The sequence below is a fragment of the Chryseobacterium limigenitum genome (assembly GCF_900114875.1).
Lineage (GTDB): Bacteria > Bacteroidota > Bacteroidia > Flavobacteriales > Weeksellaceae > Chryseobacterium > Chryseobacterium limigenitum.
In genome coordinates this window covers 428,749-446,414 of sequence record NZ_FPKW01000002.1, presented here as the reverse complement: position 1 = coordinate 446,414, position 17,666 = coordinate 428,749, and the positions used below count along the sequence as shown (strand labels likewise).

Annotated in this window: 16 protein-coding genes and 3 pseudogenes; 14 read left to right on the top strand and 5 right to left on the bottom strand. The window is 34.7% G+C overall.

Annotated elements, in window-relative coordinates:
* Positions 1 to 92: 92 nt before the first annotated feature.
* The 13 genes and pseudogenes from BT156_RS04790 (at position 93) to BT156_RS04740 (ending at position 12,859) form a co-directional block, all read left to right on the top strand.
* The gene (locus tag BT156_RS04790; protein WP_072407686.1) at positions 93 to 692 is read left to right on the top strand and encodes a hypothetical protein; all 600 of its coding nucleotides are present in this window, start codon (positions 93 to 95) and stop codon (positions 690 to 692) included.
* Between the two features lie 325 nt (positions 693 to 1,017).
* Entirely contained in the window at positions 1,018 to 1,254 is a 237-nt protein-coding gene (locus BT156_RS21855; protein ID WP_139255407.1) for a DNA adenine methylase, read from the top strand.
* A 63-nt stretch (positions 1,255 to 1,317) separates the two neighbouring features.
* A pseudogene (locus BT156_RS21750) lies at positions 1,318 to 1,467 on the top strand (DNA adenine methylase); the annotation flags it as partial.
* A gap of 556 nt (positions 1,468 to 2,023) precedes the next feature.
* Positions 2,024 to 2,791, top strand: a pseudogene (locus BT156_RS22340) (DNA cytosine methyltransferase); the annotation flags it as partial.
* A 24-nt stretch (positions 2,792 to 2,815) separates the two neighbouring features.
* A pseudogene (locus tag BT156_RS21850) lies at positions 2,816 to 2,968 on the top strand (DNA cytosine methyltransferase); the annotation flags it as partial.
* A gap of 656 nt (positions 2,969 to 3,624) precedes the next feature.
* Complete coding sequence (locus BT156_RS22010) at positions 3,625 to 3,795, top strand: hypothetical protein (protein ID WP_170857265.1); 171 nt, start codon at positions 3,625 to 3,627, stop codon at positions 3,793 to 3,795.
* 75 nt (positions 3,796 to 3,870) lie between these two features.
* Entirely contained in the window at positions 3,871 to 4,122 is a 252-nt protein-coding gene (locus tag BT156_RS04770; RefSeq protein ID WP_162088006.1) for a hypothetical protein, read from the top strand.
* 726 nt (positions 4,123 to 4,848) lie between these two features.
* Positions 4,849 to 5,316, top strand: coding sequence for a replication initiation protein (locus tag BT156_RS22580; RefSeq protein WP_072407680.1), 468 nt, complete (start codon positions 4,849 to 4,851; stop codon positions 5,314 to 5,316).
* Positions 5,317 to 5,745 carry a replication initiation protein gene (locus BT156_RS22575; protein WP_083582285.1) on the top strand — a complete coding sequence of 143 codons (429 nt, stop codon included), beginning with the start codon at positions 5,317 to 5,319 and terminating at the stop codon, positions 5,743 to 5,745.
* A 1,008-nt stretch (positions 5,746 to 6,753) separates the two neighbouring features.
* Positions 6,754 to 8,523: an amidohydrolase family protein gene (locus BT156_RS04755; RefSeq protein WP_072407676.1), complete on the top strand. Its 1,770-nt coding sequence runs from the start codon at positions 6,754 to 6,756 to the stop codon at positions 8,521 to 8,523.
* Positions 8,524 to 8,549: 26 nt separating this feature from the next.
* Complete coding sequence (locus tag BT156_RS04750; protein WP_072407674.1) at positions 8,550 to 9,335, top strand: hypothetical protein; 786 nt, start codon at positions 8,550 to 8,552, stop codon at positions 9,333 to 9,335.
* Positions 9,336 to 9,345: 10 nt separating this feature from the next.
* Positions 9,346 to 11,805: a hypothetical protein gene (locus BT156_RS04745; RefSeq protein WP_072407672.1), complete on the top strand. Its 2,460-nt coding sequence runs from the start codon at positions 9,346 to 9,348 to the stop codon at positions 11,803 to 11,805.
* Between the two features lies 1 nt (position 11,806).
* Positions 11,807 to 12,859 carry an MBL fold metallo-hydrolase gene (locus tag BT156_RS04740; RefSeq protein ID WP_170857264.1) on the top strand — a complete coding sequence of 351 codons (1,053 nt, stop codon included), beginning with the start codon at positions 11,807 to 11,809 and terminating at the stop codon, positions 12,857 to 12,859.
* A 163-nt stretch (positions 12,860 to 13,022) separates the two neighbouring features.
* Here the strand turns inward: BT156_RS04740 and BT156_RS22570 are convergent, their stop codons facing one another.
* The 5 genes from BT156_RS22570 to BT156_RS04715 form a co-directional block, all read right to left on the bottom strand.
* Positions 13,023 to 13,319: a helix-turn-helix domain-containing protein gene (locus BT156_RS22570; RefSeq protein WP_083582284.1), complete on the bottom strand. Its 297-nt coding sequence runs from the start codon at positions 13,317 to 13,319 to the stop codon at positions 13,023 to 13,025.
* Positions 13,320 to 13,394: 75 nt separating this feature from the next.
* Positions 13,395 to 13,997, bottom strand: coding sequence for a hypothetical protein (locus BT156_RS04730; protein ID WP_072407668.1), 603 nt, complete (start codon positions 13,995 to 13,997; stop codon positions 13,395 to 13,397).
* An 80-nt stretch (positions 13,998 to 14,077) separates the two neighbouring features.
* Positions 14,078 to 14,896: a hypothetical protein gene (locus BT156_RS04725; protein WP_072407667.1), complete on the bottom strand. Its 819-nt coding sequence runs from the start codon at positions 14,894 to 14,896 to the stop codon at positions 14,078 to 14,080.
* Positions 14,897 to 14,913: 17 nt separating this feature from the next.
* Complete coding sequence (locus tag BT156_RS04720; RefSeq protein ID WP_072407665.1) at positions 14,914 to 16,743, bottom strand: hypothetical protein; 1,830 nt, start codon at positions 16,741 to 16,743, stop codon at positions 14,914 to 14,916.
* 26 nt (positions 16,744 to 16,769) lie between these two features.
* Positions 16,770 to 17,381 (bottom strand): hypothetical protein, encoded by a 612-nt coding sequence (locus BT156_RS04715; protein WP_139255405.1) that lies wholly within the window; start codon positions 17,379 to 17,381, stop codon positions 16,770 to 16,772.
* Between the two features lie 28 nt (positions 17,382 to 17,409).
* Here BT156_RS04715 and BT156_RS22465 point away from each other — a divergent pair, with 28 nt between their 5' ends.
* The gene (locus BT156_RS22465; RefSeq protein WP_262484297.1) at positions 17,410 to 17,541 is read left to right on the top strand and encodes a hypothetical protein; all 132 of its coding nucleotides are present in this window, start codon (positions 17,410 to 17,412) and stop codon (positions 17,539 to 17,541) included.
* Positions 17,542 to 17,666 lie beyond the last annotated feature (125 nt).

Here is a 17,666-nt window from a genome sequence, read left to right as displayed (position 1 = left end):
AGCGCTTTATGGTGCTACATATGAATTAAAAAGAAACAAGACTCTAAAACAAAATCTTTAAACAAAATGTCTAACAATTAAAATCCAATAGTATGAACGAAAACAAAACGGCACTCTTGAAAATATTCTCAGCAGTGCTAAAGGACAGAGTAAAATCTGAACCTCAGTATCAATCGATCAGTACGGAAATGGTCAAACATTTTTCCCGAAAAGAATTGATCGAAATTATTACCCACAACTTCGAGGGCGAAGTTCCATCGGAATTCAACCTCGTGGAAATGGAGAATAATGAACTTTTACAGCTTATCGGAGATGATTTCAAAATTATCTCGTATGTGATGAGCCGATGGAGCAAGGAAGTGTCACAACTTCCAACCTTGCAAGAGTGGATGCATTCCAAAGTCCATCCTGCTCTTGAAAAGGAAACAGAAGAAAACTTGGAATCAAACTCAGAAGTGATCCTATCAGAAAATCCGGAGCATACTCCAACGACTGAATTTGTTTCTGAAAAACAAGATTCTGCTTCTGAAAATTCCGACAAACCAATTTCGGAATCTACGAAACCTTCGGATGTATCATCTGAAGGTAAGAAATTGGAAGAAAAACAGAATTTCAAGTCTGATTCTAAACCTGCTTCAGAAAAACCGCATTTCGGTAAGAAGCAGGAAGATAAGAGACCTGAAAAAAAGTAAGTAAAACCTTTGGTATTCAAAGGTTGGGAATGGTTTCCGTTCCAAAAATGAACTCATGGAAATAGCCCAAGTTTTTTACTCGGGCTATTTTATTTTCTTAAGCAACACTCCCCTGCAATAGATACATTTACTTTATTTACAAAAAGTGAAAATGAACAATTTCTCTGAAAATAAAATAACAATAAAAAATAAAACTCCCCTGCTTAAAGCAAAAATGAAAACCCCGATTACGTATTACGGTGGGAAACAGAATTTAGTCAAAAAACTTCTTTGATTGACGCCTCCCCATAGAATCTATGTAGAACCTTATTTTTGAGGCGGCGCACTGTTTCGGGCTAAAGAGCCTTCTCCTTCGGAAATTATCAATGACACCAATATGAATGTCGTTAATTTCTACGAAGTTTTGAAGAAAAACTACAAAGCATTACACGAAAAAATCGAAGCTACCCTTCACAGTAGAGAAACCTATAAAAAAGCACTTTTCATTTATGAAACTCCCCGGCTTTTTGCAGACAGTCCCGTCATAAGAGCACGAGCATTTTACGTCTCATGCAATCAATGATTTTGCAGTCGTATAGGTAGCTTTTGATATTCGAAGGACAACAAATGCCCTACAACATTTCAGAATAAAATACAAAATTTTAAAGAAGAAATGAGTAACCGTCTTTCTTACACGCAAATTGAACAGAATCAGGCGGATAAGGTCATCCAGTCGAGAGATCATGAAGATACCTTCTTTTACTGCGACCCTCCTTATATCGGAACGAACCAATGACATTACGGAGGTTATCACGAAGATGATTTTATCAGAGATCTGACGGTATTATCTCAAATCAAATGAAAATTTTTACTAAGTAATTTTCCATCTAAAATACTCGACAGGTTTGTAAAGGAGCATCAATGGTATGTAAAAAACTTTGACCAACCTTTGTCAGCTTCTCACAATAGCAAAAAAGCTCTGAACAAAAGGAAAACGGAAGTGTTGGTGGCGAATTATCCGATATAAAATGTAACAATATATCAATGTAACAGTTTAACAATATAGCGAATGTATTAATTATCTAATCACTAAATCTCTTAATTTCTAAATCTTTTAGTTGCTTAAAACAAAAATGAAATGAACATCTGAAAACCAAAATACAACCATCAAAGAAAAAATGTCGTGATGCGCAAAATCAAACCAAGAATGAAACAAAGGGTCTTCAAAAATGAAGAAATTCCCATTCACAAAATCAGAAAAGATTACGAAAAATTTAAAATATGACCGAAACTTAAAATATGATTACCCACCAGTTCATAATCTGAAAGTATTCTGAACTTTTGTAGGCGGTGGCGGTTCTACGATGGGATATAAGCTCGCAGGTTTTCAACATTTGGGCGGTGTAGAAATAGATGGGAGAATGGCCAAGATCTACCAAGCCAATCACTCCCCCAAATATTACTACCACGAAGACATCAGGGATTTTAATCTACGTTCTAATCTTCCCAAAGAATTGTTTAATTTGGATATTCTGGATGGTTCTCCACCTTGCAGTACCTTTTCGATGTCCTGAAAACGTGAGGAATATCGGGGAAAGGAAAAAGTATTTAAAGAGTGACAGAAAAAACAGATTTTGGATGAACTTGTGTTTATATTCTGTGATACGGTAGAAAAATTGAATCCCAAAGTTGTTGTAATGGAAAATGTTCCGGGACTCGTTGCCGGAAGAGCCAAAAAATATGCGATTGAAGTCTTTGAAAGATTAGAAAATTTAGGATATCAAATACAGGTTTTCAGACTCAATTCAGCAACGATGGGTGTTCCGCAAGCTCGTGAACGTATTTTCTTTATTGCAAGAAGGAAAAGTTTAGAACTCCCGGACTTAGTTTTAAATTTTAACGAGCCACCTGTTTATTTCGGAGAAATTGTTGATAGAAACTCAACTTCTCATCCCCATCTCCGACCTTCCATTGTCGAAAGACGGCAGTATGTAGAGTTTGGAGACCAAAATCTGAAATTTGCGGATGCCAAATACAGGAACCTCAACACTTACAATGCTTTTTTCAGCACTTATATATTATATGATAACATTGTTGCTCCTACTTTAACTTCGAGTTGAACTGCCGTTTATTACAATGAAGTTCGCAATCTCAATGATACAGAATACATCCGTATGAGCAGTTTTCCAAGTGATTTTGATTTCTGTGGAACTTCCGTCCGCTATGTTTGTGGGATGAGTGTTCCGCCTCTGATGACCGCAAAGATTGCTCTTGAGATTAAAAAGCAATGGTTTTAATAATATAACACAGCTTTCAGCAATGTAACAATATATCAATTTACCAATGCATCAATTAAAAACACGCTATATTTATAACATAATCAAAGCATTGTTAAACTGTTTCATTATTAGATTATTACATCAATTCAGACTCCTCCGCTCTGCTTTAATAAGGTTTTATGAAGGTTCGTACATCCTTTGTAAATGCTTAATTCATCAAGAGAACCAGTTGATTCCTCGTCTTTGCAAAATGCTGTACAATGTGTTGATAAGGGTTTACACACTCCTCTGCCCTGCTTTTACAATGCCTTGGCAAAGCAAAACTCAAGTTTGTTAAAACATGAACAAACCTTATACAATGAATGTCAAGGGATTGTTAAGGTAAAGACCTTGAAAAAGTGTTTTCAATGCTTATAAATCCGTAAGGGTTTTAAAAACGTCTTTAAAACCTTTGACAATCCATCTTCCAACGTTTTATAAAGTTTTGCAAATCCTGTAACAAAGGCTTTACAAGCATTGATGCCGTTGTAATAAAGCATTAGAAAAGCAAGTATTGCACTGACTTTAGACTGCGTGATAACCAAAAGTTATCGGTCAATTATCAATACAAAATCATTTATCATTAATAACATCTTATGGAAATTTCAAAAGCAGAGGCAGAGAGAATGTTGGGTGTGAGTTCAACTACATTGTACAACCGGGCAAACAAGTTGAATATCAAATTCATTAACAAAGTAGATTCCAAAGGAAAGAGCAGTTATCTGAACCGGGACGATCTGAAAAAAATGGCAGATGCAATGGGTAAACCTTTAGAATCTACCACCGAATCGGTAACGAACGACTGACAACCAACGACTGACAACCATCAACCAAACAGAGCAGAGGAGTGAGTGGCAACGGAAATCAAACAGGAAAATTTTATGTTGCAGCTCAAAGTTAAGGAGCAGGAAGAAGTAATCAAATCAAACTATGAAGTCATCAATATCTACAAAGAAAACAATCTCCAGCTGCAAAACAATCAACAGGAAGCTAAAAATCAGATCCAGGAAATGTATGGTCAATTATTGGGTGTCTCCAACAAAGCAACGACTTACTTTATTATTGCCATTGCGGTAACTATTATTTTAGTTTTGTTTGTGGTTCTTGTTGCAACAGGAAATCTGAAATTTTAGAGCAGAGGAGTCTACCACCCTGAAAATGTAGCCCCCCGAAATTATAAATTTTAGATTTTAAATGGAAAAACTTTAGTTACCCTAAAAATGTAGCTATTCGTGAAATTTAAAACTAAAGATTATCAATAGACTTTAGACACTGAATCTCTTTATCAAAGCCAATTCAAACACCGAAAAAAACCTTTGTTAAACCTGAAACAATCTTTTGAATATACCCTGAAAATGTAGCTTATTTTACAGATTAAAAATAAGAAATGATTCAATAAATTGTATTTAAACTCTTGCTTTCAGCCGTTATTGATAAAAAAATCTAAAAATTAACAACAACTAAGCTTTTATTTTATCTCTGTTTAAGATGTTATATCACTTACGTTCTTATATTGTTTATAGGCTTTGAGATTGGCTACTGCAAAGGCTTTACGAAGCATTGGGTATCAGATTTAGGGCAAAGGATACCAAAAACAGGGCGGAATATAACAAATTCAGGGTAAAAAGTACCGGAATTAAGGCACTACAGCTGCATAAACAAGGTGGAATGGCTACTTATTCAAGGATTCTGTGAAGTATAACAAATTTAGGGTTTAACGGAAAAATATATTGAAATATAACATTTAAAAATTACAGTAGCTTGTAAAGGTAGCTTTTAAATAATGTACGAATAATAAATCAAAAACTAATTGTAAAATACATTCTACATACTACATTTTACTTTGTACAATCAAAGAAATGACCCAACTTACCGTAAAAAAATCCCATGAGCTCGTCACTGCAAGATATTCTTTTAATCTGATGGAAATGAGGCTATTTACCTTGATCATCAGTATGATCCAGGACAAGGACGAAGATTTTAAAACCTACAATATTCCGATTAAAAATATTATCCAAACTTTCGGGATCAAAAACAAGAATATTTATGCGGAGATTAATTCGCTGACCACTTCAATGCTCAAAAAGATTATTACCATTCCTGTAAAAGAGGAAGGTAAAGACAAAGAAATTAAAACGGCTCTGGTTTCGTCATTTAAATATTCCGTTGACGGCAGAGGAGTCTTGGAAGCGAGTTTTCATCCGGTTCTTAAACCTTATCTTCTGCAATTGAAATCGAAATTTCTCTTGTACGACCTAAAAAATATTCTGAAAATTTCTTCCGGTCACAGCATCCGTTTTTATGAGCTTTTAAAGAGCTACGAATGAATCGGAAAAAGAATTTTTGAAGTTCAGGAACTGAAAGAAATTCTTTGTGTAGAAGATAAATATGCAAAGTATGCCAACTTCAAAAAGAGGGTTTTGCTTAAGGCTCAGGAAGATATTGAAAAACATACCGACATCCGTTTTACTTTTGAGGAGATCTCTGAATTTTCCAGAAGTGTGGAAAAATTGGTTTTCACGATACACAAAAATAAAAAGACGGTCATTGAAAGTGATAATACCAATAATGACACGGAAAATGAGAATGAAAGCGGTAAGGAAAATAAATGGCACGATGAAATCAAGTCTTTCGGCGTGTCTCAATCGGTTTTGGAAAATCAAATTTTAGCCGAATTTGAAGAAGAGTTTGTCAAACAAACTTTGAAATTCTGCAAAGATTATTTTAAAACCACATCCGTAAAACAAAAAAGTTGATTTTTTCTAAAGGCTCTGCAAAACGGATATTACAAACAAGAAATTGAAAGTCTCTCGGAAAAAAAGCAAAAGAAAAAAAATGTTGGACAGCTAGAATCTAAACAAACCGAACTGGAAAAACAAAAAAATCTTGCGAAAAAGCAGAGAGTAGAGGAGTTAAGAGCTCAGTTTTTAACACCCGAACTGATTGAAGAAATTATACAGGAACAGAAAGAAACCAATCTTTTCATGTACAATGTTATCAATAAATCTTATCAGCAGGGGATTGTAAATCCTTTTCTGGAAGGGTTGATTGATAAAAAATTGTTGAAGGAGTTTGGGGAGGGGTAGGTTTTGAACAAATGGCGGTTTATGATGGTTTATCTTGGTTTATTACGGGACTCCTATATCGACACAAACTCCCCCAAATAAGCCATTGTACGATATTTAGAACCAATATTCATAGGACTTAAAACCTTTATCCACAAGGATGTACGGGCTCAAGTTCCGTCTATTTTACTATATGACAATCAATGACTTAGCTCTCTTTTTAAGAGGACTTTTTTATGCCCGGAAATCTTGGGTACAACATTTCTCGGTTTTAAATGGTTTAAAATGATATAACTTAGTGTTATCGGAATAATCGAAAATATTATAATCTATAGAAATAAGCAGAATCATAATGCTGATTTCAGAAATTTTATAAACGGACTTTTGATAGACTTCTTTTTCAATTTCATCTATAAGAATTTTTTGAGGGTAATTCTTTTTAAATGGCTTTGTGTAATTTATTTGTTTTTACAATAATTTATAAGAGAAGATTTTCATTAGAATTTTTTTTCATAAGTTTTGTTGGGGTTCATATAATTTAGTGGGTGAAAATATACTTTTATTCTGAAAAAATTGTACATTAGCTATAAACTAAAAACCATTTTATTATGAAATCCACCTCTACCTACTTGCTTCTTTCAAAGCAAATTATTTACCGTTCCGTTACTTATTGTTCATCATCTGTAAAAATATACGGTAATGGAAAAGAAATCTTCTGACAAAAAGCCGCCCATCATTAATTGCCATGCGCACATTTTCACTTCTGATTATGTTCCTCCTTATTTAGCCAAAACTTTTCTTCCTGAACCATTTTACAGACTTCTCAACATAAGTAAAATGGTAGTTTTGGTAAAGTGGTGGTTCAACAATGAAAATAGTCCTTACAAATGGCCATATCAACGCTGGTATATTATATTAAAGCAGACTCTTTATAAAATCAGAATTGCATTGGTAAGATATACTATATTGGCAATTCTAAAATTTTTCATCGGGCTTTTTATTTTCTCGCTGATGTTTTATGAATTGTACCGCTATTTCATTAAAGACTGGATGATATCCAACGATTTGTCAACAAAATATGCCGATACCGCAACAAGTTGGATTCAGGAGTCTTTTTTAGGAGTAATAGCAGAAAACTGGTGGCTTAAAAGCCTATTGCTTATTGTCCTATTCATATTTTTTCCTTCTGGAAGAAATCTACTTTTATTTATCTTGAGAAAATTCTCCAAACTCATGGGAATGTTGCCAGGGAAGCAAACCAAAGAGCTGGCAAAACGATATATGAATATTGTTCACTTTGCACGATATCAAGATCAGTTCAGAATCTTCTCAAGATTACGCAGACAATATCCCGATAATTCAGCAATCATTGTATTACCTATGGACATGGAATTTATGGGAGCAGGGAAGCCTTTGAAAAGCTATGCAGAGCAAATGAAAGAATTGCTTAAAATAAAACAATGTCATCCTGAAAAAATTTATCCGTTTGTTTTTGTTGATCCCCGTCGTACAAAGGTTGGATCACAAAATTTATTTGATTACAGCATCCTGAAAGATAAAGTGATTCTAGAACCCTGCTTTATTAAAACTTACATAGAAGAACATAAATTTAGTGGTTTTAAAATTTATCCCGCCTTAGGATATTATCCCTTTGATGAAAGATTATTACCATTATGGAAGTATGCTGCTGATAATGACATCCCTATAATGACACATTGCATTATAGGGTCAATCTTTTATAGGGGAAGCAAAGAGAAAAGCTGGGATGAACATCCTGTTTTTGAACAATATGAAGGCAATCAGGATGATGATCCGAAAAATGAAAAATATTTTAAACCCTTACTTTTACCACAGATAAATGCACAAGATGTTCAGGAAATCTTTACTCATCCCATGAATTATGCCTGCCTACTGAAAAAAGAATGGCTTGCAAAATTAGTTGGAAAATCAAAAGATAAAAATATTCGTGAACTTTTTGGATACAACGAAGATAAAGAAACTATTGAGAACGACCTGAGTCATTTAAAAATATGCTTCGCTCATTTCGGAGGAGATGAAGAATGGGTGAAATTTATGGAAAAAGACCGGGACAATTGGGCACATCAGATTAATGTTTATCCTGACAGAGGTATAGATTTTCTCAGTGCAAACGGTAAAGCATCCCGAATAAAAGTAGAACAGCTATGGAAATACACCGACTGGTATTCCCTGATCTGCAGTATGATGTTACAGCATGATAATGTCTATGCAGATATCAGCTATATTTTACACAGTGATGCAAATATACTGCCTCTTCTACGTCAAACCCTCAAAAACCCTAAGCTAAAAGAGCGGGTACTTTTTGGCACAGACTTTTATATGGTACGAAAGCATAAAACCGATAAGCAGATGCTTGCCGATATGATGGGAGGTCTATCAACAGAAGAATTTGATCAGATTGCACGCATTAATCCACTTAATTTTTTATAAAATATTAACCTTAAAATCACAAAATTATGGCTATTCAATTTTTTTCCGACGACATTCTTTACAGAAGTCCTCTTGTTGAAACACCTCCTTCTTCTGTTTTAGGAGATATAGATCATTCATCCTCCGTAAGCGGAGTGGAACTAAGATTACTTCCCCCTTACATTAAAGATAACAAAACGGAGCCTTTTCTTTTCTTCCCCGGCAGAGCAAGCCTTTATTGCCTTGTTATTGTAGTGGGAGACGCAGGAAATCAAATGATCGGAGGCATAGACCTTCAGGGGTTTCCGCGAATAGGCGATCATGAATATTTACCAATCAATAAAACTATTTATTATTGGCAATCTTCTGCTACCTCATCGAAATCACCAAATCAGATCCATGTATTCTGCTCTGTGGTAAAATCTAAAAAAGGACTTCGTGAAGCTGGAGAAATCATGTCACAGATTAAAGATGATTCAGATTATAAATCTATTGCCGGACAAATAGCTTCCATGGCTTCAAAAGCTACTCCTGTAACAGCAGCTTTAGACCTTATCACCAGCATTGCCAAAGTAGCAGGTAAATACCTTAAAAATGTGGAAGACAAGCCAATCGGAAGTATTATTAACAGCTATACCACATTGCATGGAGATTTTGACAAATTGGGAATCAACAAACACAAATATACTACTACCAATGTTGATTTTGAATTTGAACTTACCGTAAGAGATAAAAAGAGAGAGCAGGAAATTAAATCTTCTGTACTTGGATCTTCTGTACCAAAAAATCAGGCTTCTGAAGTAGTTGATGTTGAAATGACACCTATAAAATGAATGTAAAGTCATGGATAATGAAAATACAAAACTTCCCAAGGCTAAAAATATTACATGGGAGTGGCCTGTAAAATTATACATAAGCAATAGTTTAGACCTGGAATTTCAAAATTCTAGGTCATTAAAAACTTTAAGTTATTATGATATTGTCAAACCTGAAAAAAGCCATCTGCAAAATTTTTTTTTCTCTAACATTCTGCTTTTTAAAGGGTATAAAGAAGCTTTAATTTTTTTTGAAGGTTCTCCTCAAACTCAAATTACCAATACAGATATTATCATTATCATTGAGGAAAAAAATTTTCTGGGTAAAAATAAAGAGCTAATTCCATTGAGCCAATTTGCAAAATTATGGACCAAGAGAACGGAAGCCGGAGGTCTTTATTTTATTCATTCTGACCTTAAAATCCCGGAATGGTATGATGGGTTTATGACAGAGCTTTCTCAGAATAAAGGAGTTGTAGAAGCTATTGAAGCCTCTGATGCAGAGATTCTGCAATCCTATATATCTCCTAATCTTAATACCAAAACAAAACTTTCCGATTATCTTACAAAAATAGGAAAACGGACTGGCTCACCTTCATTTCCGCGCAATGAGAAATTCAAAATTAATATTCCCGGATTTGGATCAAAAACAATGCATTCCCGAGAGCTTTCTGCTTTCATAAAAAAAAACAGTAGTAATTTTTCTTATGATCTTGAGGGGGAATTGGCTAATTCTATTACGGATATTTCCTATTCTGTTAACAACGTCAATGCAGAGCTTGAATCCGCTAAACTTATAGAAGTTGTACCCGAAGATAAAGGAGAGTATCAAACAAAACCAAGTGGACCAAGATATCTAAGAGCTTCCGTATATAACAAGAAAGATAAATCATTTGCAAATAAGTATTTATTACCGCAAACTTCTTATCAACTGTGGGTAAATATTGGATATAAGGATATCTCTCATGGTTGGACAATTGCAGATCAGAAAATTGAAGTTGAGAAAATATTTGAGGATAAAAAATTAAAAAAAATCAATATTGATCTTGTTATTTCTTTCAAAAATAGTAAAGAATTACATCGTAAGAGCATTACCTTACCCCGTGAAGGAGAAAGCTCAATTGCTAAAATAGATTTTACAACAAGTACAAAAAAAGCAATATTAGAGGCTAAAATAGGAGCCTACTATAAGGGCAAAAAAATTCATGAAGTCCTATACCGCATTCCAGTTGGACAATCAAATAATTCCAGCTTTCAAAATGGACCTGAGTTAAAGACATCAGTAATTTTAAAGAATTTAGACAACCTTTCCCAACAAAGTCTGTTCAGTGCAAGTATTACCATAGAAAAAAATGGCAAAAAAAATTCCTTAACCACTTTTCAAAAGCGAAAATCTGAAAACCTTACCTATACCAATAGCCTGAAAGTAATAATAGATAGAATTAAAGAGCTTATTGAAAGAGGAGCTTTAATGAATAACCCAGCTGCTCTGGAAGACCCTGATAACATTACATTATTCATTCAGCTTGCCAATAATGGGTATTTGCTATATCAGCAATTTTTAAAAGAAATTAAATTAGACGGCCCTTTACAATTACTGAGCAATAGAGAAGAATACATACCTATTGATTTTGCTTATACTTTAAAACCTCCTACACGTGACGCATCTCTATGTACCCATGCAAAAGAAGCATTGGAAAAAGGCAAATGTTGCGGATGCTTAAAAACACAGGATGAGGAATATAATACGATTTGTCCGTTTGGTTTTTGGGGATTGAGTCAGGTTATAGAAAGACACCAGTTTCCTAAAGATCTGAACAAAGAAGGCTCAGATTTCATTCTCCGTTTTGAACCCGATGATTCAAGACCCTCCATTGATATTTTAAAAAAAATGATGTATGCAAGTACAGAACGGGTTGATGCCGCAGTTCCAGGCAGTTATGATAAAATGAAAAATACATTGAATCATAAGGCTCATGAAACTCCTGTCGAAATTAAAAGCTGGATAGACTGGGAAAATACAATTCCGGTAACAGATCCCGACACCTTAATTCTGATAGTGCACGTTGAAAATGATGATATTGCTGCGGTAGATGCTCTGGAAATTGCAAGCGGAGATTTTTTACCCATGACCCATTTTGACGAAAGGTATCTTAATACAAATAATTACAAATCCCAACCTCCATTTGTTATCCTTATAGGATGTGAAACTGTAAATACCAATGCCTATTTATTTGATACCGTAAGTTTTATCATTAGAAAAGGAGCTGCCATGGTACTATCAAACTTTACAAAAATAACAGGTGAAGCAGCAACAGTAATAGTCAGTGAACTTGTTGAAATCCTGCGAAGTGAAGCCGGAAAAAGTAAACGATTCGGAGAAATTGTACTTCGTCTCAGACAAAGGCTTCTTGCAAAAGGAATGATGATGGCTCTTACTCTGCTCGCACATGGTGACGCAGACTGGAAAATTAAAATCGCTAAATAATATGTATAATATTCATTTACTTCCCGCATTATTCGGTGATGCTATCCTGATAGAATATGGTACACCGAAAGAACCTCATTATATCCTCATTGACGGAGGTCCGTACTACGGATATGAAAAAATGATTGCAGGCTTAAAGAAGGTTGCTCCCAAAATGAAAGAAATTGAATTGCTAATAATCACTCACATTGATATTGATCATATTGACGGAATCGTAACTTTCCTTAATAGTTCACCACTCCCCTATAAGGTAAAAGAAGTATGGTTTAACGGCTTTGAGCAGCTTAATAAAAAAGATATTATGGAAAGTCTTCTTGGAGTTTTACAAGGAGAATATTTAAGCCATCTTATTATTAAGAATAAACTGTCTCACAACAGTGTCTTTTCAGGAAATGCAATAGCTGTGAGAGATACTGCGCAGCTCCCTCAAATTACACTTGCAGGAGGTTTTGAAATAACTTTATTAGCTCCTTCTGTAAAAGCGTTAAGGGAGTTGTGCCTTGATTGGAAAAAAGAGCTCAAAAAAATCAATGAAAAAGGAACTATTGAAAAACAACTGAAAAACGATACCAGATATGATGAACCGGTATCTCTCCCTGCAAATATACTCGGAGGCGGAGCTGATAAAAGTGTAGCCAATAACAGCTCTATAGCTTTTATCGGAAAATATAAAGACAAATCATGCCTTTTTGCAGGAGATTCTCCTTCAGCAGCACTGTTGTCAGGAATAAAACTTCTGAAATCTCAATCGGATAAGCTGAAACTGGATGCCTGGAAACTGGCTCATCACGGAAGCAAGCGAAGTACTGATAAAAGTATCATTAATGAAATTAAAGCAAAACATATTTTGGTTTCAACCAATGGAGACAGATATCATTTACCGCATGAGGAATGCATAAGATCCGTCATTGAAGGGAATGCTCCATGCAATATTTACTTCAATTATACGTCAGAATATAATTCGTTGTGGAGAACTGAAGAAATTCAGGAAGAAATGAAATTCAAATCGCACTATCCAACAACAACCGATAGCGGAATTTCAGTAGAATTATAACCCTAAGTGTAAGTATTTAAACATTACATAAGCACAATTTTATTCGAGATGCTTTGAAAGAAAATTTTGGGCTCAACAAAATAAAAGATACTGTGGCTTTATAAAATTTGATTATTGAATTGTAATCGTTAGCATCTCCAAAATTTGGTATAGTAAAGGGACTTTAAAACGTATCCTCCGCATTTGACTTTAGATATTCCATAATAGAATCATAATCGTACAATATTTTTTTACTTGTGAGATTGCAATAACGTAACTTGCCCTCGTTCTTTAGCTTCAGAATAGTAGTCGAAGATTTAATTCCCAGCAAGGTTTTAGCTTCCTTAAGAGTAAGCCACTTTTTGGGAGTTGTTTTTTCTGACAATAAGGGCTTGAGTTGTTTTATGATTTCAAAAAGACTTAGAGTATCAATTTGAATAATCTGGATAGGCTTATTAGGGTCGTTAAAATTAAAATTCATCGCTTTGTTTTTTAAGGTAATTGATACTGCTTTTTTATTAATCGGTATTTTCTAATTAAATATTTACAGAATGATTTATTTAGCAATCTGCTTTCTAAATATTGCATCAGCTGGATTTTTCAAAAAGTCTATTATGAATTGGCGTTGATCTACAACATATTCCTTGTTATGGGCTCGGTGATAGAGATTTAAACCTACGATATCTGTCATAATCAATTGTTTTTCCAGCAACCAGTCTGATGGAATAAGAGAGGCTTGGACTAAAGCCGTAAAAGACTCTCCAGCGAAATCAAAGCCTGCTTTTTGGGTTATATGAACATAGTCGTGGAAACAACGATATAAAACATTGACTGCTTCATTTCCGAACATCGAATTATCTGACGATCCGGTCCAAATTCTGATAACCCGTTCCTTCTCAAAACGTTCTATGTATCGATTTAAAGTACCTTTAATATCTTTCGGATTGAAATCGTCTTCAGTAACGAATTCAAAGTGTACATGATCCTTCTGATCATTATACCACGAGACAAGCCAGTCATTGAGCCTTTGTGAGAATGGTTCATCAGAAGGCATAGTAGAAAAATTTCTAATCAATTCTTCTTTTCTCTGCTTATTATATTTTGCAAACTCAAGGTCTAAAAATATGTTTATGTCATTTTTATTTAATAAATTTTCCATGATGTTTTTATTTCATGATTGTAGATTATTTAAAATAGAGGCAGTAATATTTCAACCGCCTCTGTGAAAGTTGAATTAGGTTATAACGAATTCCACTCAATCGGTTTATGGTAGCTAAAATTCCCAAACAACGTATTGTAATAATATTGTGGCGTTATGGTTTTCTTTTTGTCCACCGAAGCTGGAATCAGAACGGAAATTTGGGTCACCTTACCTAGAGCGGTGTCGGAAAGACCAAATTTATTTTTCAGCTTTTCCGTATCAGTTTGTGCTTTATTTTCTGCATCTTTTTTGTCTTTCGGGAAGTCTGAATCCCAATTAGCCAGACTGCTGGATTGTATCAAATCGCTGATGAAGAGAACCTTAATATCAGAATATCTACCATTTAATTTCTCAAACTCTGCAATAAGCTCAATGATTTCTGTTTGTGAAGACTTTTGCTTCGGCATTTCATCAAAGAGTTTTTTACACATCTTATTAATCATTGTCGATTTTTGTTCGTCATTTTCGGATTCTATTGCAGACTCCTCAAGCATTTTAGCACTTTTGCTTTGATAGCCCGAAGATGCTTTCTCTGTTACTTGCCACTCAATTTTAAAATTATTGGTGACCGAATTTGAAGTCGAATTAGAATACAGTAACATTAAATCGAATTTAGAGGTCATTCCTTTCTCTAAAAATCGGGATACAAACTTCCGTTCCTGAGCAATTTCAGATGAAGAAGGATTCATCGACATTGAAAGATCCTGGACGACAACGATGACGGATTTTTCCTGTTGGGAATTGTTTTCCTGCTTTTTGTTGCAGGATAAAAGCAGAAAACAGAAAACTGCAACTAAAAATTTGGTTTTTACTAAGTCGGTTTTAATTCTGATGAAGAATTGATTGAATTTTTTCATTGTGATAATTTTAAATATTAGGAAGTATGATTTTGATAATTGTGGGAAGAGCGGTTTTTACCATTAAGTGGTAATAAAGTTTCCTCGAAATTTTTTGACTGATGGATGGTGGTATGCGGAGACAGGTTATTATCCGTCAAGCGGTGTAGATACTCCAATTCAAAATACAGTCTTATAATACGGTGGCTTTTAGCACGGAATAATCCCAGTTCTGTTTTAGTGGTATCAAAAAGCTCCTGCAAATGTGTTATGCTGTTTGTTGTTTTCTCTAGTTTTCTTCTTAAGAAAAGCGATGTACCCAAGATGAATCCGATAGCATTCAATAAACTGGAACATAAAAGCGTAATCGCCATAGTACAACAAATTGTGATGATCTGTAGAAGTGTAGGTTCGTCATTTGCGACAAATAGTTTGTCTTTTAGACGCTTTAATTGTTGTTCATTATCTTTCATTTCCTGTGTTGAAGCGGTGGAAACATCATCTTGCAGAGCGGTATTTTTTGTTGCACTTACATATTCCTTTTTAAGCAAAACATACTTTTGGGTCAGTTGCTCGTTGTAGGACATTTCAAGGAATAAATTGGATACCGAAATACAATACAAAAACGAGAGCACGAAAACCGTAAACATCAGCCTGTTGACTGCCATTTTCTTTATTCGGAATAATTGACCGTTACTTTTAAAGTATTTCAAAACCGGATTGATAAGCAGAATGGAAATATTCTTAGAGAATAATAGGAAAGCCATACCCATTAGCCAAAACTCCCAACTGTCGCGATCTACATGAAAAATAAAACTTACCGCAGTAGCCATAATAATGGTTTCAGGAATTACCGCCAGTAAATTGATTCCATTGATGATAAAAACCTCCTTTTTTTCTACGGTAGCCAACACTGAATTTTCTTTTATGGGCGGAATATGAATCGATTGAGAGGTTTCATTTTCGAGCACTATATCCTCTTCAGGCGTTTCTTCATCATTATAAATTTCTCCGAATCGATAACCATAAGTCATTTGTTTTTCTAAATGATTTGATAACAACGTAAATTCATCAACAGGTTTAGTAAATTCTATTTTACGGGCGAAGTTGGCTAGCTTCTCAGCAATTTTTTCAATTTTCTTTTGAGATGGTGCTACATCATTTGGGGTACTTTTTGCGTCAAAAGAAGAAGTGGCGTTCGTGTTACTTTCAGTACTCACACCCACGTTCACATTCAAATCAAATTCAGGAGCATCAGGATAGTGAGGTGCTTCAAGTTCTTTCGGTAAGGAACCCAATTCCTCTAAAGCCTTCTTAGAATTTTCAATACTCAATTCTTTTAATCGCACGTGTTCTGCGTGTGCTAGATGAATAGCCGTCCCTTTCATCTCTACCATTTTTAAATGATCGGTAGCTTTTAAAGCTTCTGAGTGTAATTTTTTTGATGCAATATCCGATTGGGTGGTATGAATATCACTTGCTAAAAGATCAGAATGATTTTGATGAAGTTGGTGTAATCTTAATTTTTCCTCAGCCAATTCTTTCTGCTCCACAACTGCCATTATTTCATTGCTTTTATCTTCAAGTAAAACAAAGTTTAAATAGCGTTTGAGGTCAGTTTTAAAGTTTTTGCATTGAGCCAGGTGTTTGTTTTTAATGGCGTTCAGTTCAGAGATAAACCTTGCGATAGAACTATCTTTAAATTCAAAAATTGAAATTTTTTGAGGAATTTTAGTCAAGGCTAACTTCCGTAAATCTTCTGTTTCTGAATTTATTAAGCGCTGTAGGAAATCTTTAGATCGAGCCAGCTCATCTCTTTTTCTGAAAGTGGGAAGAAGCGAAGCCAAGAATTGTTTTAACTTTTGCATGATGTATAATTTTTATGTTAATTTTTTTAATCCAGATATTGAAGTCCCGATTTAAGAGAGGCAATCTCCTGAAGTAATCTCTGAGCAGTTTCTGAGCGTTGTTCTTCAGAATTACCTTCTTCAAAAAGCTCATCAGTCGATGTTGGATTTTGAAATAATTGGACATATTCTTTTTGTTTTTTTTGAATTGCCTGTTGAATTTCCAGCCTAATTTGTTCCAGTTGAAACTCGGGGTGGCTCATGGTTCTGTTCCGAAGGATCATATAATTGATGAGTAGTAATGTTTGGGACAATACGAAGGGTATTATAAAGCATATCGACTGGAATTGTTGTAGAGATTTCTTCTGCTCCAATTCTAAATGGCCTATAACTTGGATCATTGCGGAAAACATGGAGATACTGCTCTCGGAATTATTGATGGTATTGATCTCTGGCTGAAGATAATAGAACGTCATAAGTTGAACCACTGCAACGTAAGAAAGCACTAAATAAAAAATGATATAGGTTAGTATTACAACTAACTTTCCCTGATGCTGTGACTGGAATTGGAACAGCATTTTATTGACCAGTATTAGCAGAAAGCTGATCAGCAGGAAAATACCGAAGCTAACCATGCCGTTATCAAGATAATTGTTCATAAGTAATCCGATAGAACCACCAAATAAAATGGCAATGGTGAGAGATGTGGTAGCCAAGAGAGTGACATTGCGACTGTCGGTTAAAGAAGAAGCCGGAGTTCCTTCTTTACCTGCGATGAAGTACATCACTCCCTTGGTAGACTCGTCTGAATGTGGATAAACAGGTGTCATGATTTGATATTTTATTTTTAATGACTATTTTAGAAGACCCCCCCCCAATAATTTAGAAAACAAGAGGAATATGACTTGGGGGCTGTTGCAATGGAACATACAGTTTAACTGTTG